This is a genomic window from Sulfurospirillum sp. SCADC (genome assembly GCF_000743525.1).
GTDB lineage: Bacteria > Campylobacterota > Campylobacteria > Campylobacterales > Sulfurospirillaceae > Sulfurospirillum.
Genome location: NZ_JQGK01000013.1, coordinates 41,864 through 60,817, shown reverse-complemented (window position 1 = coordinate 60,817; position 18,954 = coordinate 41,864). Strand labels below are relative to the sequence as shown.

Sequence of the window (18,954 nt, the reverse complement as noted above, 5' to 3'; positions counted from 1 at the left end):
CTTTGTTCACAGGGTGAATAACTTTTTTCACATTATACCCATACCCTCTTTAACATATAACTAATAATAGTTTAGATAAAATAAAACAAACTTATTCACATGATATTCACAGGGTGAAGACTTTTTTAAGGAGTATGTTTGCTAGCAGATACCATCATAGAACTTTTAAAAGAGGAGATCTCTTCACAAGAATATGACCGCTATATTAAACAGCTTAAATTCCACGAAAAAGCCTCCAATTCGGATCAAATGGTCTTTCTTGCCCCTAACATTTTGATCGCTAATTGGGTTAAAACCAAATACGTCGATAAAATTGCTCATCTCTTTGAACTTAAGACCGGTAAAAAACCTGAAGTCAAAATTGTCCTAAAAGAACACCTTAAAACCACAAAAGTGAAATCAACGCCTGTTGAGATGATCGATGCGATCAAAAACACCAAAAACACTATTTTAAACCCATCGTATACTTTTGATAGTTTTGTCGTAGGAAGTTCCAATCAATACGCCTATACTGCCGCTAAATCGATTGCAGAAAAACCAGGTGTCATGTACAACCCTGTTTTCATTTACGGTCCTACGGGGCTTGGTAAAACCCACCTGATTCATGCCATCGGCAATTACGTTCAAGGCAGAGGTAAAATCGTTATTTATGCAACGATTGAGCAGTTTATGAATGATTTTACCTATAACCTTCGCAACCAATCGATGGACAGATTTCGTGAAAAATACCGTAGTTGCGATGTTTTGCTCATTGACGATACTCAATTTTTATCCAATAAAATTCAAACGCAAGAGGAGTTCTTTCATACCTTTAATGAACTTCACTCCGCAGGTAAACAGATCGTCTTAACCTCCGATAAACCACCCAAAATGATCAATGGACTCGAAGATCGTCTTAAAAGTCGCTTTGAATGGGGTTTGATTGCCGATATTGGGCTACCAGAGTTGGAAACCAAAATTGCGATCATTAAAAAGAAGTGTGAACTTGATGGTATCAATCTTAACAGTGATATTGTCAATTACATTGCTGCCAATATGGGTGATAATATCCGTGAAATTGAGAGTGCCATTATCAACCTTAATGCCTATGCGTCGCTGATGCGTCAAGAAATTACCCTTGATTTTGCTAAAAACGTGATGCGTGAACAGATTAAAGAGCGACGTGAAAATATTAGCCTTGAAGATATTATTCAAATCATTGCCAAAGATCTCAATATTAAACCAAGCGAAATCAAATCAACCAAACGCAGTAAAAATATCGTGGAAGCCAGACGTATTGGTATCTATTTGGCACGTACCCTTACGCCAAATTCTATGCCATCGTTAGCAACCTATTTTGGAATGAAAGATCACACAGCAGTTTCACACAATATTAAAAAAATCAATGAACTGATTGAGACCAATGAATCCTTTAAACTCAAAGTTGAAGATCTAAAAAATAAAATTTTAACCAAGCAGATGTAAAAAGTTTTAATGATAAATGTGATGAGATGTGAAAAACCCTTGACATATCTTTCACGCCAATAATCCCTAGTTTGAGGTATAATGTTGATGTTTTCACAGTTTCATCCCATTCTACTACTTCATCTATTTTAAATTAAATAATAAAAAAGGAGACTCTATGAAGGTTTCGATAAAAAAGAGCATTTTAGAAAACATGTTACTCAACATCCAACCCTATTTAGAAAAAAAGGATTTGAGTCAGATAACATCCCATGTTTTACTCATGACTGAAGAGAGTCAATTTGTTATCAAAGCAACCGATTATGAAATTGGTTTATGCTACCACACACCTGAAGTCAAAATCATCACTGCAGGCAATGCAACTGCCAATGGAAAAAAACTCTTAGACATCATTAAAGGTTTGAAAGATGATGAAGTTATTTTAGAAACCATCAATAATTACCTCTATATCAAACAGAATAGTTCCAAATTTAAACTTCCGATGCTTAACCCGAGTGATTTCCCACCCTTCCCTCAAATTGACGCTAAGCCCAAATTTGACATTAACAGTAACACGCTGGTTCGCTCCATTAAAAAAATCGCTCCAGCCATTGATAGCAACAACCCTAAATTTGAACTGAATGGCTCTTTAATAGATATTAAAGACAACAGTATCAATTTAGTAGCAACCGATACCAAACGTTTGGCAATCGTACAACTTGAACAACCGACCGAACATAACTTTACATTGATTATTCCTAAAAAAGCAATCAGCGAAATTCAAAAACTCTTTTTTGATACCATTGAAATTTTTTACGATGAAAACACATTGATTGCTTCATCAGCTCATTTTACGTTTTACACTAAACTGATCAATGGAAAATTTCCTGACTATCAACGCATCATCCCTAAAAATAAAAACTATAGAATTTTACTTAGCCGTGAATCGATGGTCGAATCTATTAAACAGATTTCAATTATCTCACCTGAAATTAAAATCACTTTCAAACCTGAAAAAATTGTTTTTGAGAGTTTAAACGATGATAACATTGAAGCCAAAACAGAAATTGAGTTTAAAACAGGACTTGATAGTGATATTTACCTTGCAGTGAACAGTCGTTATATTTTAGATTTTTTATCCAATATCGAAAATAGTAACTTTACCTTAGGTTTCAATGACAGTGGTCTTCCTTTCACGTTAGAGAGTGATAACTTTACAACCATTGTTATGCCCATTATGATCTAAGACATTTAATACAAAAAGATAACAAAGAAGTGGAGAAGATATGAGTACTTACGGTGCAGACAATATTAAAGTTTTAAAAGGCCTTGAAGCAGTACGAAAACGTCCTGGTATGTATATCGGTGATACCAATATTAACGGTCTTCACCATCTTATTTATGAAGTGGTTGATAACTCTATCGATGAAGCAATGGCAGGTCATTGTGATCTTATTAAAGTAGAACTCACACGTGAGGGTTCATGTATCGTTACCGATAATGGTCGTGGTATTCCTGTGGGTTGGCATGAGGGCGAAAACATGTCAGCTGCAACGGTTGTTTTAACCGTACTTCACGCAGGTGGTAAATTTGATAAAGACACCTATAAAGTGAGTGGTGGTTTGCACGGTGTTGGTGTTTCCGTTGTCAATGCACTTTCATCAAAATTGGTTGCAACGATTAAACGTGAAGGGAATGAACATCGTCAAGAGTTTGCGTGTGGTATTCCTCAAACCCCATTGGATGTGGTTAAAACGACCAATCGCACGGGAACGATGATAGAATTTTGGCCAGACGCTACTATTTTTGAAACCGTTGATTTTCAATTTGAGATTTTGCAAACACGTTTTAAAGAACTTGCCTATCTTAATCCAAAAATTACGATTGAACTCAAAGATCAACGAGATGGACGCTCTGAAGTGTACCATTTTGAAGGCGGTATCAAGCAGTTTGTTTTGGATCTCAATAAAAAAGAAAAAGTAGCGGACGCTGTTCACTACACCGCAAGTGTTGAAGATGTTGAAGTTGATGTTGCGATGATGTACAACTCAACCTACAGTGAAATTCTCTTCTCTTTTGTTAACAACATCAAAACGATTGATGGTGGAACACACGAGAGTGGTTTTCGTGCAGGTCTCACGCGCGCCATTACCAATTATATCTCTTTAAATGCAGGCATTCGTGAAAAAGATGTGAAAATCACAGGTGATGATGTTCGTGAAGGTTTGATCGCGATTGTCAGTGTTAAAGTGCCTGAACCTCAATTTGAGGGTCAAACCAAAGGAAAATTGGGTAGCTCTTACGTTAAACCCATTGTGCAAAAATTGGTGTATGAGCAATTGGTTAAATACTTTGAAGAAAACCCGATTGAAGCTAAAGCGATTATGAATAAAGCGCTTGCAGCGGCACGTGGTCGTGAAGCGGCTAAAAATGCGCGTGATTTAACGCGTAGAAAAGATGCGATGAGCATTGGAACACTTCCTGGAAAACTCGCAGATTGTCAAAGTAAAGACCCATCTATTTGCGAACTTTACCTTGTAGAGGGCGATAGTGCGGGCGGTTCTGCAAAACAAGGAAGGGATCGTGTTTTTCAAGCGATTTTACCCCTTAAAGGTAAAATTCTTAACGTTGAAAAAAGCCGTTTAGATAAGATTTTAAAATCGGATGAAATTAAAAATATGATCACTGCTTTAGGCTGTGGCATTGGCGAAGAGTTTAATGAAGAGAAGCTTCGTTATCATAAGCTGATTATCATGACCGATGCGGACGTTGATGGTAGCCATATTCAAACGCTTCTTTTAACCTTTTTATTCCGTTTTTTACGTCCTGTTGTGGACAATGGGTATGTCTATTTGGCACAGCCTCCTTTGTACCGTTACAAAAAAGGTAAAAAAGAGATTTACCTTAAAGATGACACTGAAATGAATGCCTTTTTAATTGAATCGGGTATCGATAATATTGCGATTGAAGGTGTTGGAACACCTGATTTAGTGGATTTCTTTAAAATTATTTCTGCGTATCGTGGCATTTTAAAAGAGCTTGAAAAACGTTTCTCTATGATTGAAGTAATTCGTTATTTGATTGAAAACCCTGATTTGATCACACTTCCAATCGATAAACTCTTTGCCGAAATCGAACGATTTATCACAGCCCTTGGGTACAATATTTTGAACCATTATATCAACGATGAGAGCATTCATCTGTTTATTCAAACCAAAGATGGACTTGAAGAGTTACTCTTGGATGAAGTTTTCTATACCAATCCACTCTATGAAGAGGCTCGTTACATTTATACCAAAATTCAAGAGCGTGATTTTGATGTTTTTGACGGACGTGATCCCGTTGAAGTGCTTGATGAAATTGAAAAAAATGCTAAAAAAGGCGCTTATATTCAACGTTACAAAGGTCTTGGTGAGATGAACCCTGAACAGCTTTGGGAAACTACGATGAATCCTGAAAACAGACGATTGTTACAAGTTAAAGTCGATGATGCAGAAGCCGCTAGTGACACCTTTACCCTCTTTATGGGTGATGAAGTTGAGCCTCGTCGCCAATACATTCAAGATCATGCCAAAGATGTAAAACACTTGGACGTTTAATGCTCTATTCTGAGATAAAGGAGAGAGAAAACCGATTTATTACCGCACTTAAAATCGTGTTTCCTCTCCTGCTTCTCATCGGTATTTTTTTTCACTCGTATCAGCTTTTTCCGCACACCTCTATCAATTTTATTCTTCTAATTTTATTGATTCCTATTTATGTTTATTATACGGTCTATCTTATCTATTATGGGTTTCAAACATCCCTGATTGACCCGATCACCAAAACATTCACAAGAGCCGAAATTATCGCAAAAATTAAAAAAATTAACGATAGAGAAAATACCACCGTTATCTTTTTACATGTAAACAATTTAAGCGACATCAATGAGCGGTATGGCATCAACAATGGAGACTTGGTTTTAGGGCAATTTATTCAAAAATTGGAATTTTTTTTACGAGAACACCGTTTCAAAAAAGTTGCCATTGGGCGTTACAGCAGTGATAGTTTTTTACTTTACCTCAAACATCCACATAAAGAACTTCGCCATCTTCTAACGATTTTTACCAAAAGTGTTCAAAATGTGGGCATTTCCAATATCGAAATTAAAGTAGCTTTTTCACTCTTAAGTGCCGCGTATGACAGCGATACAAACAATCTCATCGAACGGCTTTTGATGCTCATTGAAGAGCAAAAAAAGAGTGAAGAGACCACGCCACATATTAAGCTCAATCAATTTCAGATGATCATTGATGAAGCGATCAAACAGCATCAACTTTTTTTCAAATACCAACCCTCACTTAGCCTTCAAACAGAGCACATCAGCATTTTAGAAGTCCTTATTCGCATGGAATCCCACACCTATGGATCGCTCTCCAAACAGCAAATTCAGCGCATTGTCAACCATACGGGGTATGAGAGGGCATTCGATGAAAAAGTGTTTGAACTTTTGGTCGAAGAGATAGAACCGTTGCTTCAAACAGAGGTACTGTTTAGCGTTGAAATTTCCCCAGTGACGCTTCGAAATCTCAGTTTTAAACGCTATCTTTTAACCCTTTTTAGTCAACACAAAATTGATCCACACCGTTTTATTCTTGAGATAACCGAGCAAAAAAGTTATGAAAATATGCACCGTTTTAGGGAAATTATTGAGAGTTACCAAGAGGTTGGATTTAAAATAGCCCTTGGCAATTTTGGGGGCAATAACTGCGGATTTGAATACCTGAAGCATTTGCCGATTGATTTGGTGAAGTTTGACATCGAATTTACCAAAAAGATTGAAGATTCCAGATACCAGCAGCTCCTTTTACACTATGTGGAACTCATCCAAACGCTTCACATACAAAGTATGGTAAAATTCGTCGACAAAGAGGCATATCTCAAAAAAATAAAAGAGATTAGACCTGATTTTATACAAGGGTTTTGCATCTCAAAGCCCAAATCAATAGGAGAAATAGATGAAATATGGTGAACAAATTATAAAAGAGTTTGATGTTGAAAAAGATTTGGAAATTTGGCCCAATCAGCACCCAAAAAACTACGTGATCAAACTCACATTGCCCGAGTTTTGCTGTTTGTGTCCACGCAGCGGTTATCCTGATTTTGCAACGATTTATATTGATTATATTCCAGGCGAATTTGTTGTGGAACTCAAAGCGATCAAGCTTTACATCAACAGCTTTATGAACCGAAATATCAGCCACGAAAACAGCGCCAATGAAATTTACGATCTTTTAGACTCCAAACTCAAGCCAAAATGGCTCAAAGTGGTGGCGGATTTTAATCCACGAGGCAACGTGCATACGGTCATTGAAATTGACTCCAAACAGGTGCGAAACGAAAGTTCATGTTAAGTCCAAAACTCATCGAGCAGTTCTTTGGAGCGGCTTCGATTCAACGCTGGAACGATTATCCGCGTATGGTAGAATTGGTCGAACTGGATAAACAAGCGCACAAATTTATCATCGCCTATTTTTTAGCGCAAATGGAAGAGAAAGAGAGCATCAACATGGTTCACATGATTGAAGCAGGTATCTTTGAATTTTTGCGTCGAGTCGTCGTCACCGACATTCGCCCCGATGTGTTTCGCAAAGCACTTCAAAAAAAAGAGAAAGAGATCAATACGTGGGTACTCTCTCAACTCTATGATTCACTCAGCGACATCGAAGAGGGTGCTTTTTATGAGCGTTTTAAGAGCTATCTGAATGATAGCTCGATGTATAAAAAAGAGCGTTTTATCCTTAAAGCGGCGTCCTATATGGCGACACGTTGGGAGTTTTTGATTGTCTATCAAACCAGTCAATTTCTCAATAACATTGACCGTGTCAAAGAAGCGGTGGAAGAGGAGATTGAAGATTATTACGAGCTGATTGGGGTTCGTAAAATGGCGATGAATAAAAAAATCTCTAAAATCGTTGATCTCAGTGGTCGCCTTCGTTTTCAAAAACGCTGGGCGCAAACGCCTCGAATTCCTGAAACCTCCGTGCTTGGGCATATGCTGATTGTCGCCATTTTGGGTTATTTCTATTCACGCTCCATCAACGCGTGCGATAAACGTCTTGAAAATAACTTCTTTTGCGCCCTGTTTCACGACTTTCCAGAAGCGCTCACCCGTGACATCATCTCTCCGGTCAAATACTCCGTCAGTGGGCTGGATGACATCATCAGTGAGTTTGAAATTAAGATGATCGAAGAGGAAATTTTACCGTTTTTGCCCGATAATTTGGTTTCGAGTTTCAAATATCTTTTGGGGCTTTATGGGGATAATCAAAAAAATGAGTTTCTCAATAAAATCAATCACACTGGCATTGAAATTGTCGAAGATTTAAGTGCGTATAATGAAGATAAATACAATGCCATTGATGGCGAAGCGTTGAAAAATTGTGATAGAATCGCTGCGTTTATTGAAGCAACGCTTTCTATTTCACATGGCGTGAAGTCCAAAGAGCTGATTCAAGGCAAAGAGCATATTCGTGGGAAGTTAAAAGAAAAAGGGATGATGGGCAATGCTGATTTTTATCAATTGGCGTTGGAGATTGAAACGTATTTGGGAGTTTAGGGCGTAGTGTAAAAACCCTCTCCCAGATGACTGCGGCACACACCTCAAAAAAGCGCTCTGCTGTGTTCCCACCCTGAAGCGTTACTCTTAAAAGACATTGCACAGGTCTAGAAGAAGGCGAAGCGTATTTTACCCAAACATTCTTAAAGAAAAGAATTATTCTGCCTCCTTGGAGGCAAGCTTTAGTGCCCCAGCGGCTAGCGCAGTCTTTTAAGCTTTGCTTTAAAGACGAGAATATAGATAATGAGGTTAAAAATGGTTGATCCAAAAATTGAAGAGAGTTGGAAAAATGTTTTACATGTAGAGTTTCAAAAGCCCTATTTTGAGAGCTTAAAAAGCTTTTTGGTAGAAGAGAAAAAAAGCCATACCGTTTATCCCAGTGGCGCCAATATCTTTGCGGCGTTTGATAACACACCTTTTGAGAGCGTTGAAGTGGTCATTTTAGGGCAAGACCCATACCATGGAACCCATCAAGCGCACGGGCTCTCTTTTTCGGTACAAGACGGTATCCAACATCCACCATCCCTTCAAAATATTTTTAAAGAGTTGCGCGATGACATGGGCTGTGCAATTCCCAAAAGTGGCAATTTAAGCGCGTGGGCGAAGCAAGGAGTTTTCTTGCTTAACACCGTTTTAACCGTGCGTGCGAGTGAAGCCAATTCGCATCGCGGACAAGGGTGGGAAAACTTTACAGATGCCGTGATTAAGACATTAAGCGCTCAAAAAGAGCATTTGGTGTTTATTCTTTGGGGCTCACCCGCAGGTGCCAAAGCCAGTCTGATTGATAGTAAAAAGCACCTCATTTTACGCGCTCCTCATCCCTCACCTCTTTCCTCATACCGTGGATTTTTTGGCTCCAAGCCCTTTTCAAAAAGCAACGCATACCTTAGTAGTAACGGCAAAAAGCCGATTGATTGGTGTTTAGCTTGAATGTAAAAGAGGCGATTTACGCGTGGTATCAAACAAACGGTCGTCATGATCTTCCATGGCGCCAAACGAATGATGCGTACAAAATATACCTCAGCGAAATCATGCTGCAACAAACGCAAGTTAAAACGGTTTTGGAGCGATTTTACTTTCCTTTTTTAGAGCGTTTCCCCACACTTCAAAGTGTGGCTGAGGCTTCACTGGATGATGTTTTAAAAATGTGGGAAGGACTAGGCTACTACACCAGAGCTCAAAATCTTCACCATACTGCGCTTACATGTAAGGGTGTTTTGCCCAAAAATCCTGAAGAGCTTGGCGGGCTGAAAGGCATCGGTAAAAGCACGGCGCACGCCATTTGCTCGTTTGCGTACCATCAAGCGCTTCCCATCTTGGATGCCAATGTGAAGCGTGTTGTGTGTCGCTACTTTGCGCTAAGCGTCAAAGATGACAAAGTGCTTTGGGAAAAGGCGTGGAAACTCTTACATGTAAAACATCCGTACGAGCATAATCAAGCGATGATGGACATTGGTGCAATGATCTGCACACCTAAAAACCCAAACTGTTCGGTGTGTCCGCTTGAGTTTACATGTAAAGGTAAAAATGCTCCCGAAAATTATCCAAAAGCCGTTCAAAAAGCGAAAGTGCCAACGAAAAAGCGCTTTGCCTTGGTCGTTGTTCAAGAGGGAAAGTTGGGGCTTATGCAACGCACGCAGAGACTGCTTCACGGGCTTTGGGGATTTGTTCAACTCGATGAAAAACCAAGCGATGCCAAAAGTCTTGGCAAAGTGATTCACACTTACAGCCATTTTAAACTCGAGCTTGAAATCATTCAAGATGATGCTTTACATGTAAACGTCGATGGTTGGTTTACATGTAAAGAGATTGAGCAGTTAGCCCTCTCAACGGTTGATAAAAAAATCTTAGCTTTGTCCACCATGATGCGGAATATAGCCCCTACTTCCTAACATCAAAAGTGTTGTTCCTAAAAGGCTTACCACCATCATCACTCCGGTTATGGGAAAGAGGGTTCCATCATGCAAGAAGCTTGCTATAAAGCCCATAAATGCGCCCACACTGTACTGCAAAACCCCAATGATAGCATTGGCAGAGGCGCTTATCGTTGGAAAAAATTCCAGTATGAGTGAAACCGCATTGGAAAAAATAAATCCCAACAGACCGATGTAAAGTCCAATCAATAAAAAGATGGGATACACCGACGTACTCTCTTGGGACGCAAACAGAAGAATTCCTACGATGGCTTGAGCATTAATACCAAAACGAAGCAGCATAAGAGGATCTTTTTTCTTAACGATCCACGCATTAAGACGTCCGCACACCATCATCATCAAGACACTTGCACCAAAAAAGAGCGAAAATTGACTGGCACTCAAATGAAAATGCTCCATGTAAATAAACGAAGAAGAGGTAATGTAGGTGTACATTCCAGAGGTGCATAAAATTTGCGAGACGATAAAAATCATCGCTTGTTTGTGGGTAAGAACGGTTTTATAGTTTTGAATGGGCGTAATTTTGGAGCGTTTTTGCTCCACTTTCGGAAAGCGAATGAGATAAAAACCCAGTACAAAAAAAGTGTAGAGAAAGAGACTCATAAAAATGACTTCCCACTTGAAAAATTTGAGGACTAAGGAGCCTAAGGTTGGGGCAAGAAGAGGTGCCATAAGCATCACCATGGCGATGAGTGAGAAGATGCGCGCACTCTCTTTGCCATCAAACATGTCGCGCACAATGGCAGAGACATTGACCGTTGCGATGCCGCCACCAAACGATTGGATTCCTCTAAGGATCCAAAACAGGGTAATGTCATCGGTGAGTGTGAGTAAAAAACTGCTGAGTGCAAAGACCACCAATCCAATGACAATCATTGGGCGTCTGCCATACGCATCCGAGATGGGACCGCCGAAGAGTTGCCCCATTGCCATGCCAAAAAAGAAGAGGCTTAGGCTGATTTCGACGTTAGGAATGGTCGTATGCAGATCGGCTGCGATGGATGGGAATGCAGGTAAATACATATCAATGGCTAAAGGTGTGATCGCGGAAAGGCTTGCAAGCGTTAAGACAACCTGACGCTCGGTGAGTGTGTGGGACATACATTTCTCTTTAAGCTAGTGTGACGAAATTATAAGGTAAAAGTTTAAATTTTCTGTTAATGCGATGGTTTACATGTAAAAAAGTGATGCGTTTGACATGTAAACTAAAGAAGGCATCTGCTTAGAATCTTTTAAGCCCACTTCACCTACAATTAATAGTGATAAAATATCACATATTACAAAAAAGAGATAAACGGCGTTTCATAACAGGAGGTAGAGGGTGTCTAGCGGCGAACAAGAAACAAAACTAATAGCGATTTTAGGGAAATTTATCGATATTGTCTCCAAAGAGCTCCCCGATGATGTGATGAAAAAGCTCACAGAACTTCGAACCAAAGAGGAAGCGCCTTTGGCAAAAGCCATTTACGATGTGATGTTTGATAATTTAGATCGCGCCAAAAAACTGAATCGCCCGACCTGTCAAGACACGGGTGTCATTCAGTTTTTTGTCCGTTCTGGCTCTCGTTTTCCTCTGCTAGGAAAACTACGAAGCATTTTAAGAGAAGCGACGATTGCTGCGACCAAAAGCGCTCCACTGCGCCTCAATGCGGTTGAAGTGTTTGATGAAAAAAATACTGGAACCAATGTAGGAACGGATGTTCCGTTCATCGAGTGGGAGATCGTGGATGAGAGTACCAACGTCGAGATCGAAGTGTACCAAGCCGGTGGTGGCTGTTCACTTCCGGGGCGTAGCATCGTTTTACCGCCACTTGCAGGCTATGAAGGGGCGATGAAATTTGTCTTTGACACGATTGTCGATTGGGGTATCAACGCCTGTCCGCCGCTTGTAGTGGGCGTGGGGATTGGAACCTGTTCGACGTCTGCGGCAAAACTCTCTAAAAAAGCGATGCTCAGACCCATTGGCACCTCTCATCCGCATCCTAAAGCTGCTGCGATGGAAAAAAGCATCGAAGAAGGACTGAACGCGATTGGGTTAGGACCTCAGGGCATTTCGGGAAAAAACAGTGTGATGGCAGTCCACGTGGAAGGCATGGCGCACCACCCTTCGGTTTTAGGGGTTGGTGTCACGGTGGGGTGTTGGGCAAATCGTCACGGCATTATTCGATTGGATGAACATTTAGCGTACGAAGTGGTGTCGCACACAGGAGTGAGCTTATGAAAAAAGTTTTAACAACGCCGATTCAAGACGAAGATATTGCATCGCTTCACGTGGGAGACATCGTTTATCTGAGCGGTACATTGGTGACATGTCGGGATGAAGGGCACCGAAGAATCGTGGCAGAAAATATCATGCCCTCCCTTCCGATGGATCGCATCGCCATTTTTCATGCAGGACCGATTGTGAAAGAGGTCGAAGGTGGTTGGGAGATGGTTTCCATTGGACCCACAACCAGCATGCGCATGGAGCGTTATGAAAAAGAGTTTTTAGCCAAAACGGGCGTGAAATTGGTCATCGGTAAAGGTGGCATGGGAACCAAAACAGCGCAAGGGTGCAAAGAGAGCTTTGCCGTGCACGCTGTTTTCCCGGGCGGTTGCGCTGTGATCGCCGCCGAAGAGGTGGAAAAAATCGAAGGCAAAGAGTGGCCAGAATTTGGGATGCCCGAAGCCTTTTGGATACTCAAAGTCAAAGAGTTTGGCCCGTTGATTATCTCCATCGATACAGAGGGAAATAACCTTTTTGAAGCCAATAAAGTGACCTTTCACGCTCGAAAAGAAGAGGCGCTTGCTAAGACGTCAAAGAACATTGTTTCGATCGGGGGTCTTTGATCACGGTTTTTAGGCAAAGCCCAAAAACCTACGCTAAGCCGCTGTGGCACTAAAGCTTGCCTCTGTCGAGGCAGAAGAAGTCAAAGAGTTAGGAAGAAGAGAAGGCGCTTTTTAAAAGCGCCTCTGAGGTTATTTAAAATTAGAAAGGGTGCTGTTCATACTGCGGATGATGTGTTCGCGCATAATGTGACACGCCCCTTCATAATCTTTTTCAATCAGTTTTTCGACCATTTGGTCGTGTTCAGCGAGTGAAATAGCCGCGTACTCTTGCGCCGTGACGAGGCGGTTCATGGAGAGACCATTCCATAAAAGAGAGAGAAAGGATTTGAGTTTTTCACTCCCTGCAGCTTCCCAAATGGTCATGTGAAATGCTTGATTGGCGATATTATACGCCTGCGTATCGCCTGCCTCTTTAGCACGTTTCCCTTGTTTGTTGATCTGTATGATCGCCTCAAGAATTTGGTCGTTCATATGGGTACAAGCACGCCTAAATGCTTCGGTCTCCAATAAGATGCGCATTTCATAGTGGTCTTTGATCGCCTCTTCGGAGATGCCTTTGACGATGGCACAACGGTTTTGACGCAGTTCGATGAGCCCTTCGTTGGCAAGAATTTGAAACGCTTCACGCACGGGAGTACGCGACATGCCGACTTGTTCACCGATGCTATCAAGGGTGATGGACTGACCCTTGCTGATGCCACCTGTGAGAATGGATGAGCGAAGGATCGAAGCGACTTGTTCGCGCGCAGGTAACATCTGTATTTTGGTGAGATTCATCATGAAATACTCTTTGTAATTCGATATTTCGTAAAGTATAGCATGACAAGGCTCTTTTTTTCAAGAAAAGTCAAAATTTCGTTTTACATGTAACGCGTTTTATGACTTAACTTTGTGGGATTGTAATGGTTTAAGTTATGCCGTTATAGAATAAAGTAGAAACGAATGTAAAGGAGTCCGGTGATGCTAAGAGCTATGATGGCATGTTTAATCGTTTTAGGCTTCCTTGGTGGCTGCAGCGGTACCGAAAATCACGAAGTGGTGGGCGAAGCAAGCGTTGAAAAAGTCTATCAGGACGCAATCAAAGAGGATATTCTCAAAAATACCAAAGATCCAAAAGCGTACCAAGCACTTTCATGGAAACAGTTGAAAAGCAGTGAGGTTGTGACAAAACGTTTGGGTAAAAGAGCCATTTTCATTGCGCATGCGTATCAAGAAAATAACATTTACGGTGGTGCGATTCGACGTGAAAATATCTATTTTATCGGCGATTCAAAGCCGAGCCTGATTATGGACTTTGATATAAAACAGGTTTTTGAAGAGTTTCTCTCCAGTCAAAGTATGCGCGATGTCTTCTCTCAAACGACATGGGATTTGCAAACCCTGCAAGCAGCGTATCAAAAACGCTCCAACGACCCTGTGGCGAAAGAGAGTGTGAAGGATTTTATCTATGCCATAAAGCATTACAGTAAGGCAGATCAAGAAGTGCTTATACACTCTATCACTACGGCAAATAACCCAATGTTCATCGCTAAAAATATGGCTATTTTCTTAAATATGCGATCGTTTCCTGAACTGGTGGAAGAGTTATTATTTGATGAAATCACCTATCACGGAAAGTACAAATAAGGAGTTAATATGAAAAAAATTTTACACCTTTTAGCATTTTTAGTACTCTGTGCGCCGTTGTCGTATGCGGATGATTTGATGGACGGCATTGCAGCGTATGAGAAGAGTGACTATGGTAGTGCCGCTGCATTTTTTCAAACGGCTTGTGAAGCCAATAACGCTGAAGCGTGCTACAACCTTGCCAATATGTACGACGCAGGACTGGGTGTTTATAAAGACGATGCCAAAGCCGTTGCGCTTTTTACCAAAGCGTGCGAGGGTGATTTTAGCGATGCGTGTTATAACCTAGGTATGATGTACGAGAGCGGTGAGGGTGTTGCCAAAGACACCATTAAAGCCTTTACCCTCTTTTATAAAACCTGTGAAAATGGGCATACCAGAGGATGTTATAACACGGCTTTGATGTACTATAAAGGAAATGGCGTTCAGCAAAATTATGCAAGAGCGTTTGAATTGTTCCAAAAAACCTGCAACGAGGGGTACGAAAAGAGTTGCTATAACCTAGGAGTGATGTACCGCAACGGACAAGGCGCTCCAAAAGATTTAAACAAAGCACTTTTGCTCTACCAAAAAGCATGTGAACAAGGACTTTCTATAGCGTGCGATAAGTATGGAAAATTAAAGAGTGAGATGCAGTAAATTTAAGAAGATACTCCAAACACCTATAATACATTCCATAATAAAACCCAAAATATACATTAGGTACAATGTGCGCTAACGTAAAAACCCACGTATAGCGACATGAGAATGAGGAAAGAGTAATGAACAAACAACAATTAGCCGCTAAAATTTGGGAGTCCGCCAACCAAATGCGCTCAAAAATTGAAGCCAATGAGTATAAAGATTATATTTTAGGGTTTATTTTTTACAAATACCTCTGTGACAAAGAAGAAAAATTTGCAAAGCAAGAAGGCTACAGTACAGAAGACCTACAAAGCTTATCGGAAGAAGATGCCGAAAATGTGACCTATTTTAAAGAAAAGCTTGGTTTTTTCATTGCATATGAAAACCTCTTTTCGACATGGATAAAACTCGGACGTGATTTTGATGTCTCCAATGTGAGAGATGCTTTGTCTGCATTTAGCCGTTTGATTAGCAAAGAGCATAAAAAACTCTTTGATGGCATTTTTGACACCTTGCAAACAGGTCTGAGTAAGCTCGGTGAAAATGCACAGTCTCAAACAAAAGCGATTAGCTCTTTGCTGTATCTCATCAAAGACATACCGATGAACTCCAAACAAGACTACGATGTGCTAGGCTTTATCTATGAGTACCTCATCGGTATGTTTGCAGCGACTGCTGGGAAAAAAGCAGGAGAGTTTTATACCCCGCATGAAGTCTCTGTCTTGATGTCAGAACTCGTGGCACACGCCCTAAAAGATAGAAAAAAGATAGAGATTTACGATCCTACAAGTGGCTCAGGCTCACTGCTTATCAACATCGGTAACAGTGTGGCAAAACACATGGATAATGAAAACAACATCAAATACTACGCTCAAGAGCTCAAACAAAACACGTATAACCTTACCCGTATGAACTTAGTCATGAGAGGCATCCTTCCTAGCAACATCATCACCCGCAATGCGGACACCTTAGAAGATGACTGGCCGTATTTTGATGAAAACGACCCGATGGGGACATACGCACCTTTGTACATCGATGCCATCGTTTCAAATCCGCCGTACTCCCAAAAGTGGGACAATGAAAACAAAGAGTTTGACCCGAGGTACGCTCGTTTTGGGCTTGCTCCTAAAACCAAAGCAGACTATGCGTTTTTACTGCATGACCTCTTTCACCTCAAACCTGATGGCATCATGACCATCGTTTTACCGCACGGGGTGCTTTTTCGTGGTGGTGAAGAGGGAAGCATACGCCGTAATCTCATCGAGTACAACCATATCGATACCATCATCGGCTTGCCTGCCAATATCTTTTTTGGTACAGGCATTCCTACCATCATCATGGTGTTAAGACAACAAAGAGTTAACACCGACGTACTCATCATCGATGCGTCCAAAGGGTTTGAAAAAGTTGGCAAAAACAATAAACTCAGAGCCAGAGACATCAAAAAAATCGCCGATACCTTCATCAACAGAAGCACCCTTTCTGGCTACTCAAAAGTTGTCAGCTGTAATGAGATACGCGCCAATGAGTACAACCTCAACATCCCACGCTATGTGGACAGCTCCGCACAAGAGGAGAGCTTTGACATCTATGCCACGATGTTTGGAGGCATACCTCAAAGCGAGATACACCAACTCGGCGCGTATTGGGAAGCGTTTAGCACACTTAAAAATGCGTTGTTTGATGATGTTGAAAGCGCATACACGCATATCAAAACCGATGACGTTCAAAAAACCATCACAGAACATGGCGACATCAAAACCTTTACAAATACCTTTGATGCTTCGTTTGGTGACTTGAGGGAGTTTCTAAAACAAGAGCTTTTGGAGCAGGTTTTAAGTGTTAAGATTCCAAAAGAGCAAAGCATTTTAAGCGATGCTATCTTTAAGCGTTTGGAAAACATTCCGCTCATCGATGGCTACGAAGCCTATCAACTGCTCGATGACAACTGGCATAGCATCGCTGTGGATTTGGAGATCATCCAAACCGAAGGCTTTGAAGCCACACGCCAAGTCGATGCCAACATGGTTCTAAAAAAGAAAGATGGCAAAGAACAAGAGGTGCAAGAGGGGTGGATTGGGCATATTATGCCTTTTTCATTGGTGCAAGAGACGTATCTTAAAGAAGAGTTAGAAGCGCTTAAAGCAAAAGAGCTAAGGCTCTCGGAGATTTTAGCAGCGTATGAAGAAATCTTAGAATCTTTGAGTGAAGAAGAAAAAGAAGCCGACACCATCAAAGAGTCCAAAGATGGCTTTGTCAATGCCGAAGTCGCCAAAGAAGCCAAAGAGCTTAAAGCGCAGATGAAGCAAAAAGCTGTGTTTGAGCAAGACACATACGAAGCCAAAATCCTTAGCGTTGATGCGCTCATCGAAGAAGAAAAAGCCCTTAAAAAACAGCTCAAAGCTGACACGGAAGCCTTACATCTAAAAACGAAAAAGACCATCGAAACCTTAGACGATAAGCAAGTGTATGAACTGCTTGAACGCAAATGGATAAACCCCCTTGTTGAAGCACTCTACAAGCTACCAAAAGGGGTCATCGACAATCTTACAAGTACACTTCAAGAACTCGCCAACAAGTACGAAACAACGCTCCAGAGTATCGAAGATGAGATGCAAAAAACAGAGAAAGAGCTTTCTCTCATGATAGACGAGTTAGACGGCGATGCTTTTGATATGCAAGGGCTTCACGCCTTTAAAGCACTGTTAGAGGGTCACAATGCCTCAAAGTAAAACACCACACATTCGTTTTAAGGGGTTTAGTGGAGAGTGGAAAAAAAAGCAGTTGGGTGATATTGCAGATATCATAGGAGGCGGAACTCCAAGCACAAGTATTGCAGAATATTGGGGTGGAAATATTGATTGGTACTCACCAACAGAAATTGGAAATCAAGTTTATGCAAATGGTAGTGTTAAAAAAATAACACAATTAGGATTAGAGAAAAGCTCAGCAAAAATTCTTCCCTCTGGTAAAACCATATTATTTACAAGTCGTGCAGGTATTGGAAATATGGCAATTTTAAGTAAAGATGGAGCTACAAATCAAGGCTTTCAATCTTTAATTTTAAGAGATAGATATGATACATACTTTATATATTCAGCAGGTTTTTTAATAAAAAAATATGCACTAAAATATTCGTCAGGCTCAACATTTTTAGAAATATCAGGAAAACAACTTTCTAATATGAATATCATAATTCCAAATATTGAAGAGCAAACCAAAATTGGGGAGTATTTTCAGCGTTTAGATGTGCTGATTGAACAAAAAGAGAAAAAGTACCAAAAGCTCAAGCAGTTTAAAACAGCGATGCTCTCTCAACTCTTCCCCCAAGAGGGAGAATATACCCCAAAACTTCGCTTTAAAGGCTTTAGTGGCGAGTGGGAAAAAAAAATATTAGATGAAATAGTGAATAGGTATGATAATTTGAGAGTACCCATATCAGCCGTGAATAGGATAGCTGGAAACACGCCATATTATGGAGCAAATGGAATACAAGATTATGTAAAAGGACATACCCATGATGGTGAATTTATTCTTATTGCAGAAGATGGAGCAAATGATTTAAAAAATTACCCTGTGCAATATGTTAATGGTAAAATTTGGGTTAATAACCATGCGCATGTACTTCAAGCGAAAATGGATATTGCAGATAATGTTTTTTTAAAATTTGCACTATCTAAAATTAATATAGAACCATTTTTAGTGGGTGGCGGTCGTGCAAAGTTGAATGCAAATATCATGATGGACTTAAATATAAAAATTCCATCTGATATAAACGAACAAACCAAAATCGGCAACTACTTCCAAAAACTCGACACACTGATAGACCTTCACCAACAAGAGCTTGAAAAGCTTAAAACCATGAAAAAAGCCTTATTGGCAAAGATGTTTGTATAAAGG

The 18,954-nt window shown here is 40.5% G+C and carries 16 protein-coding genes and 1 other RNA gene; 14 read left to right on the top strand and 3 right to left on the bottom strand.

Annotation, left to right across the window (positions count from 1 at the left end; translation table 11 throughout):
* The first annotated feature begins 138 nt into the window (after window positions 1–138).
* From dnaA to JU57_RS09235, 6 genes are all read left to right on the top strand, one after another.
* A complete protein-coding gene (dnaA, locus tag JU57_RS09260) occupies window positions 139–1,464 on the top strand; it encodes a chromosomal replication initiator protein DnaA (RefSeq protein WP_037960022.1) in 1,326 nt (441 codons plus the stop codon).
* A 157-nt stretch (window positions 1,465–1,621) separates the two neighbouring features.
* Window positions 1,622–2,689, top strand: coding sequence for a DNA polymerase III subunit beta (dnaN, locus tag JU57_RS09255; protein ID WP_037960019.1), 1,068 nt, complete (start codon window positions 1,622–1,624; stop codon window positions 2,687–2,689).
* A gap of 40 nt (window positions 2,690–2,729) precedes the next feature.
* The gene (gene gyrB, locus JU57_RS09250) at window positions 2,730–5,042 is read left to right on the top strand and encodes a DNA topoisomerase (ATP-hydrolyzing) subunit B (RefSeq protein WP_037960016.1); all 2,313 of its coding nucleotides are present in this window, start codon (window positions 2,730–2,732) and stop codon (window positions 5,040–5,042) included.
* A complete protein-coding gene (locus JU57_RS09245) occupies window positions 5,042–6,454 on the top strand; it encodes a GGDEF domain-containing protein (protein WP_037960013.1) in 1,413 nt (470 codons plus the stop codon). Before gyrB ends, JU57_RS09245 begins: the two co-directional genes overlap by 1 nt.
* Entirely contained in the window at window positions 6,441–6,836 is a 396-nt protein-coding gene (queF, locus tag JU57_RS09240; protein ID WP_037960010.1) for a preQ(1) synthase, read from the top strand. The genes JU57_RS09245 and queF overlap by 14 nt, the downstream gene beginning before the upstream one ends.
* A complete protein-coding gene (locus JU57_RS09235) occupies window positions 6,830–8,041 on the top strand; it encodes an HD domain-containing protein (protein WP_037960007.1) in 1,212 nt (403 codons plus the stop codon). The genes queF and JU57_RS09235 overlap by 7 nt, the downstream gene beginning before the upstream one ends.
* Before the next feature lie 16 nt (window positions 8,042–8,057).
* On the opposite strand, the gene ffs is transcribed toward JU57_RS09235, so the two are convergent.
* Window positions 8,058–8,155, bottom strand: an RNA gene (ffs, locus tag JU57_RS14100) — signal recognition particle sRNA small type.
* A 141-nt stretch (window positions 8,156–8,296) separates the two neighbouring features.
* Here ffs and JU57_RS09230 point away from each other — a divergent pair.
* Both JU57_RS09230 and mutY read left to right on the top strand, forming a co-directional pair.
* The gene (locus JU57_RS09230) at window positions 8,297–8,971 is read left to right on the top strand and encodes a uracil-DNA glycosylase (protein WP_037960005.1); all 675 of its coding nucleotides are present in this window, start codon (window positions 8,297–8,299) and stop codon (window positions 8,969–8,971) included.
* Complete coding sequence (mutY, locus tag JU57_RS09225; protein WP_037960105.1) at window positions 8,959–9,933, top strand: A/G-specific adenine glycosylase; 975 nt, start codon at window positions 8,959–8,961, stop codon at window positions 9,931–9,933. Before JU57_RS09230 ends, mutY begins: the two co-directional genes overlap by 13 nt.
* Here mutY and JU57_RS09220 read toward each other — a convergent pair.
* Window positions 9,889–11,076, bottom strand: a complete 1,188-nt coding sequence (locus JU57_RS09220) for a multidrug effflux MFS transporter (RefSeq protein ID WP_037960004.1) — start codon at window positions 11,074–11,076, stop codon at window positions 9,889–9,891. The two genes, mutY and JU57_RS09220, sit on opposite strands and share 45 nt — an antisense overlap.
* A gap of 220 nt (window positions 11,077–11,296) precedes the next feature.
* On the opposite strand from JU57_RS09220, the gene ttdA reads away from it, so the two are divergent.
* Together ttdA and ttdB are read left to right on the top strand one after the other, a co-directional pair.
* On the top strand, window positions 11,297–12,196 hold the full coding sequence (gene ttdA / locus JU57_RS09215; protein ID WP_037960002.1) for a L(+)-tartrate dehydratase subunit alpha: 900 nt from the start codon (window positions 11,297–11,299) through the stop codon (window positions 12,194–12,196).
* Window positions 12,193–12,804, top strand: coding sequence for a L(+)-tartrate dehydratase subunit beta (gene ttdB / locus JU57_RS09210; protein ID WP_037960000.1), 612 nt, complete (start codon window positions 12,193–12,195; stop codon window positions 12,802–12,804). Before ttdA ends, ttdB begins: the two co-directional genes overlap by 4 nt.
* 129 nt (window positions 12,805–12,933) lie before the next feature.
* Here the strand turns inward: ttdB and JU57_RS09205 are convergent, their stop codons facing one another.
* Window positions 12,934–13,584, bottom strand: coding sequence for a GntR family transcriptional regulator (locus JU57_RS09205; RefSeq protein ID WP_037959997.1), 651 nt, complete (start codon window positions 13,582–13,584; stop codon window positions 12,934–12,936).
* Window positions 13,585–13,761: 177 nt separating this feature from the next.
* On the opposite strand from JU57_RS09205, the gene JU57_RS09200 reads away from it, so the two are divergent.
* The 4 genes from JU57_RS09200 (at window position 13,762) to JU57_RS09185 (ending at window position 18,951) form a co-directional block, all read left to right on the top strand.
* A complete protein-coding gene (locus JU57_RS09200; RefSeq protein ID WP_294876960.1) occupies window positions 13,762–14,430 on the top strand; it encodes a hypothetical protein in 669 nt (222 codons plus the stop codon).
* 9 nt (window positions 14,431–14,439) lie between these two features.
* Entirely contained in the window at window positions 14,440–15,069 is a 630-nt protein-coding gene (locus JU57_RS09195) for a tetratricopeptide repeat protein (RefSeq protein WP_037959992.1), read from the top strand.
* 122 nt (window positions 15,070–15,191) lie between these two features.
* On the top strand, window positions 15,192–17,786 hold the full coding sequence (locus JU57_RS09190) for a type I restriction-modification system subunit M (protein WP_037959989.1): 2,595 nt from the start codon (window positions 15,192–15,194) through the stop codon (window positions 17,784–17,786).
* Window positions 17,773–18,951: a restriction endonuclease subunit S gene (locus tag JU57_RS09185; RefSeq protein WP_037959987.1), complete on the top strand. Its 1,179-nt coding sequence runs from the start codon at window positions 17,773–17,775 to the stop codon at window positions 18,949–18,951. Before JU57_RS09190 ends, JU57_RS09185 begins: the two co-directional genes overlap by 14 nt.
* Window positions 18,952–18,954 lie beyond the last annotated feature (3 nt).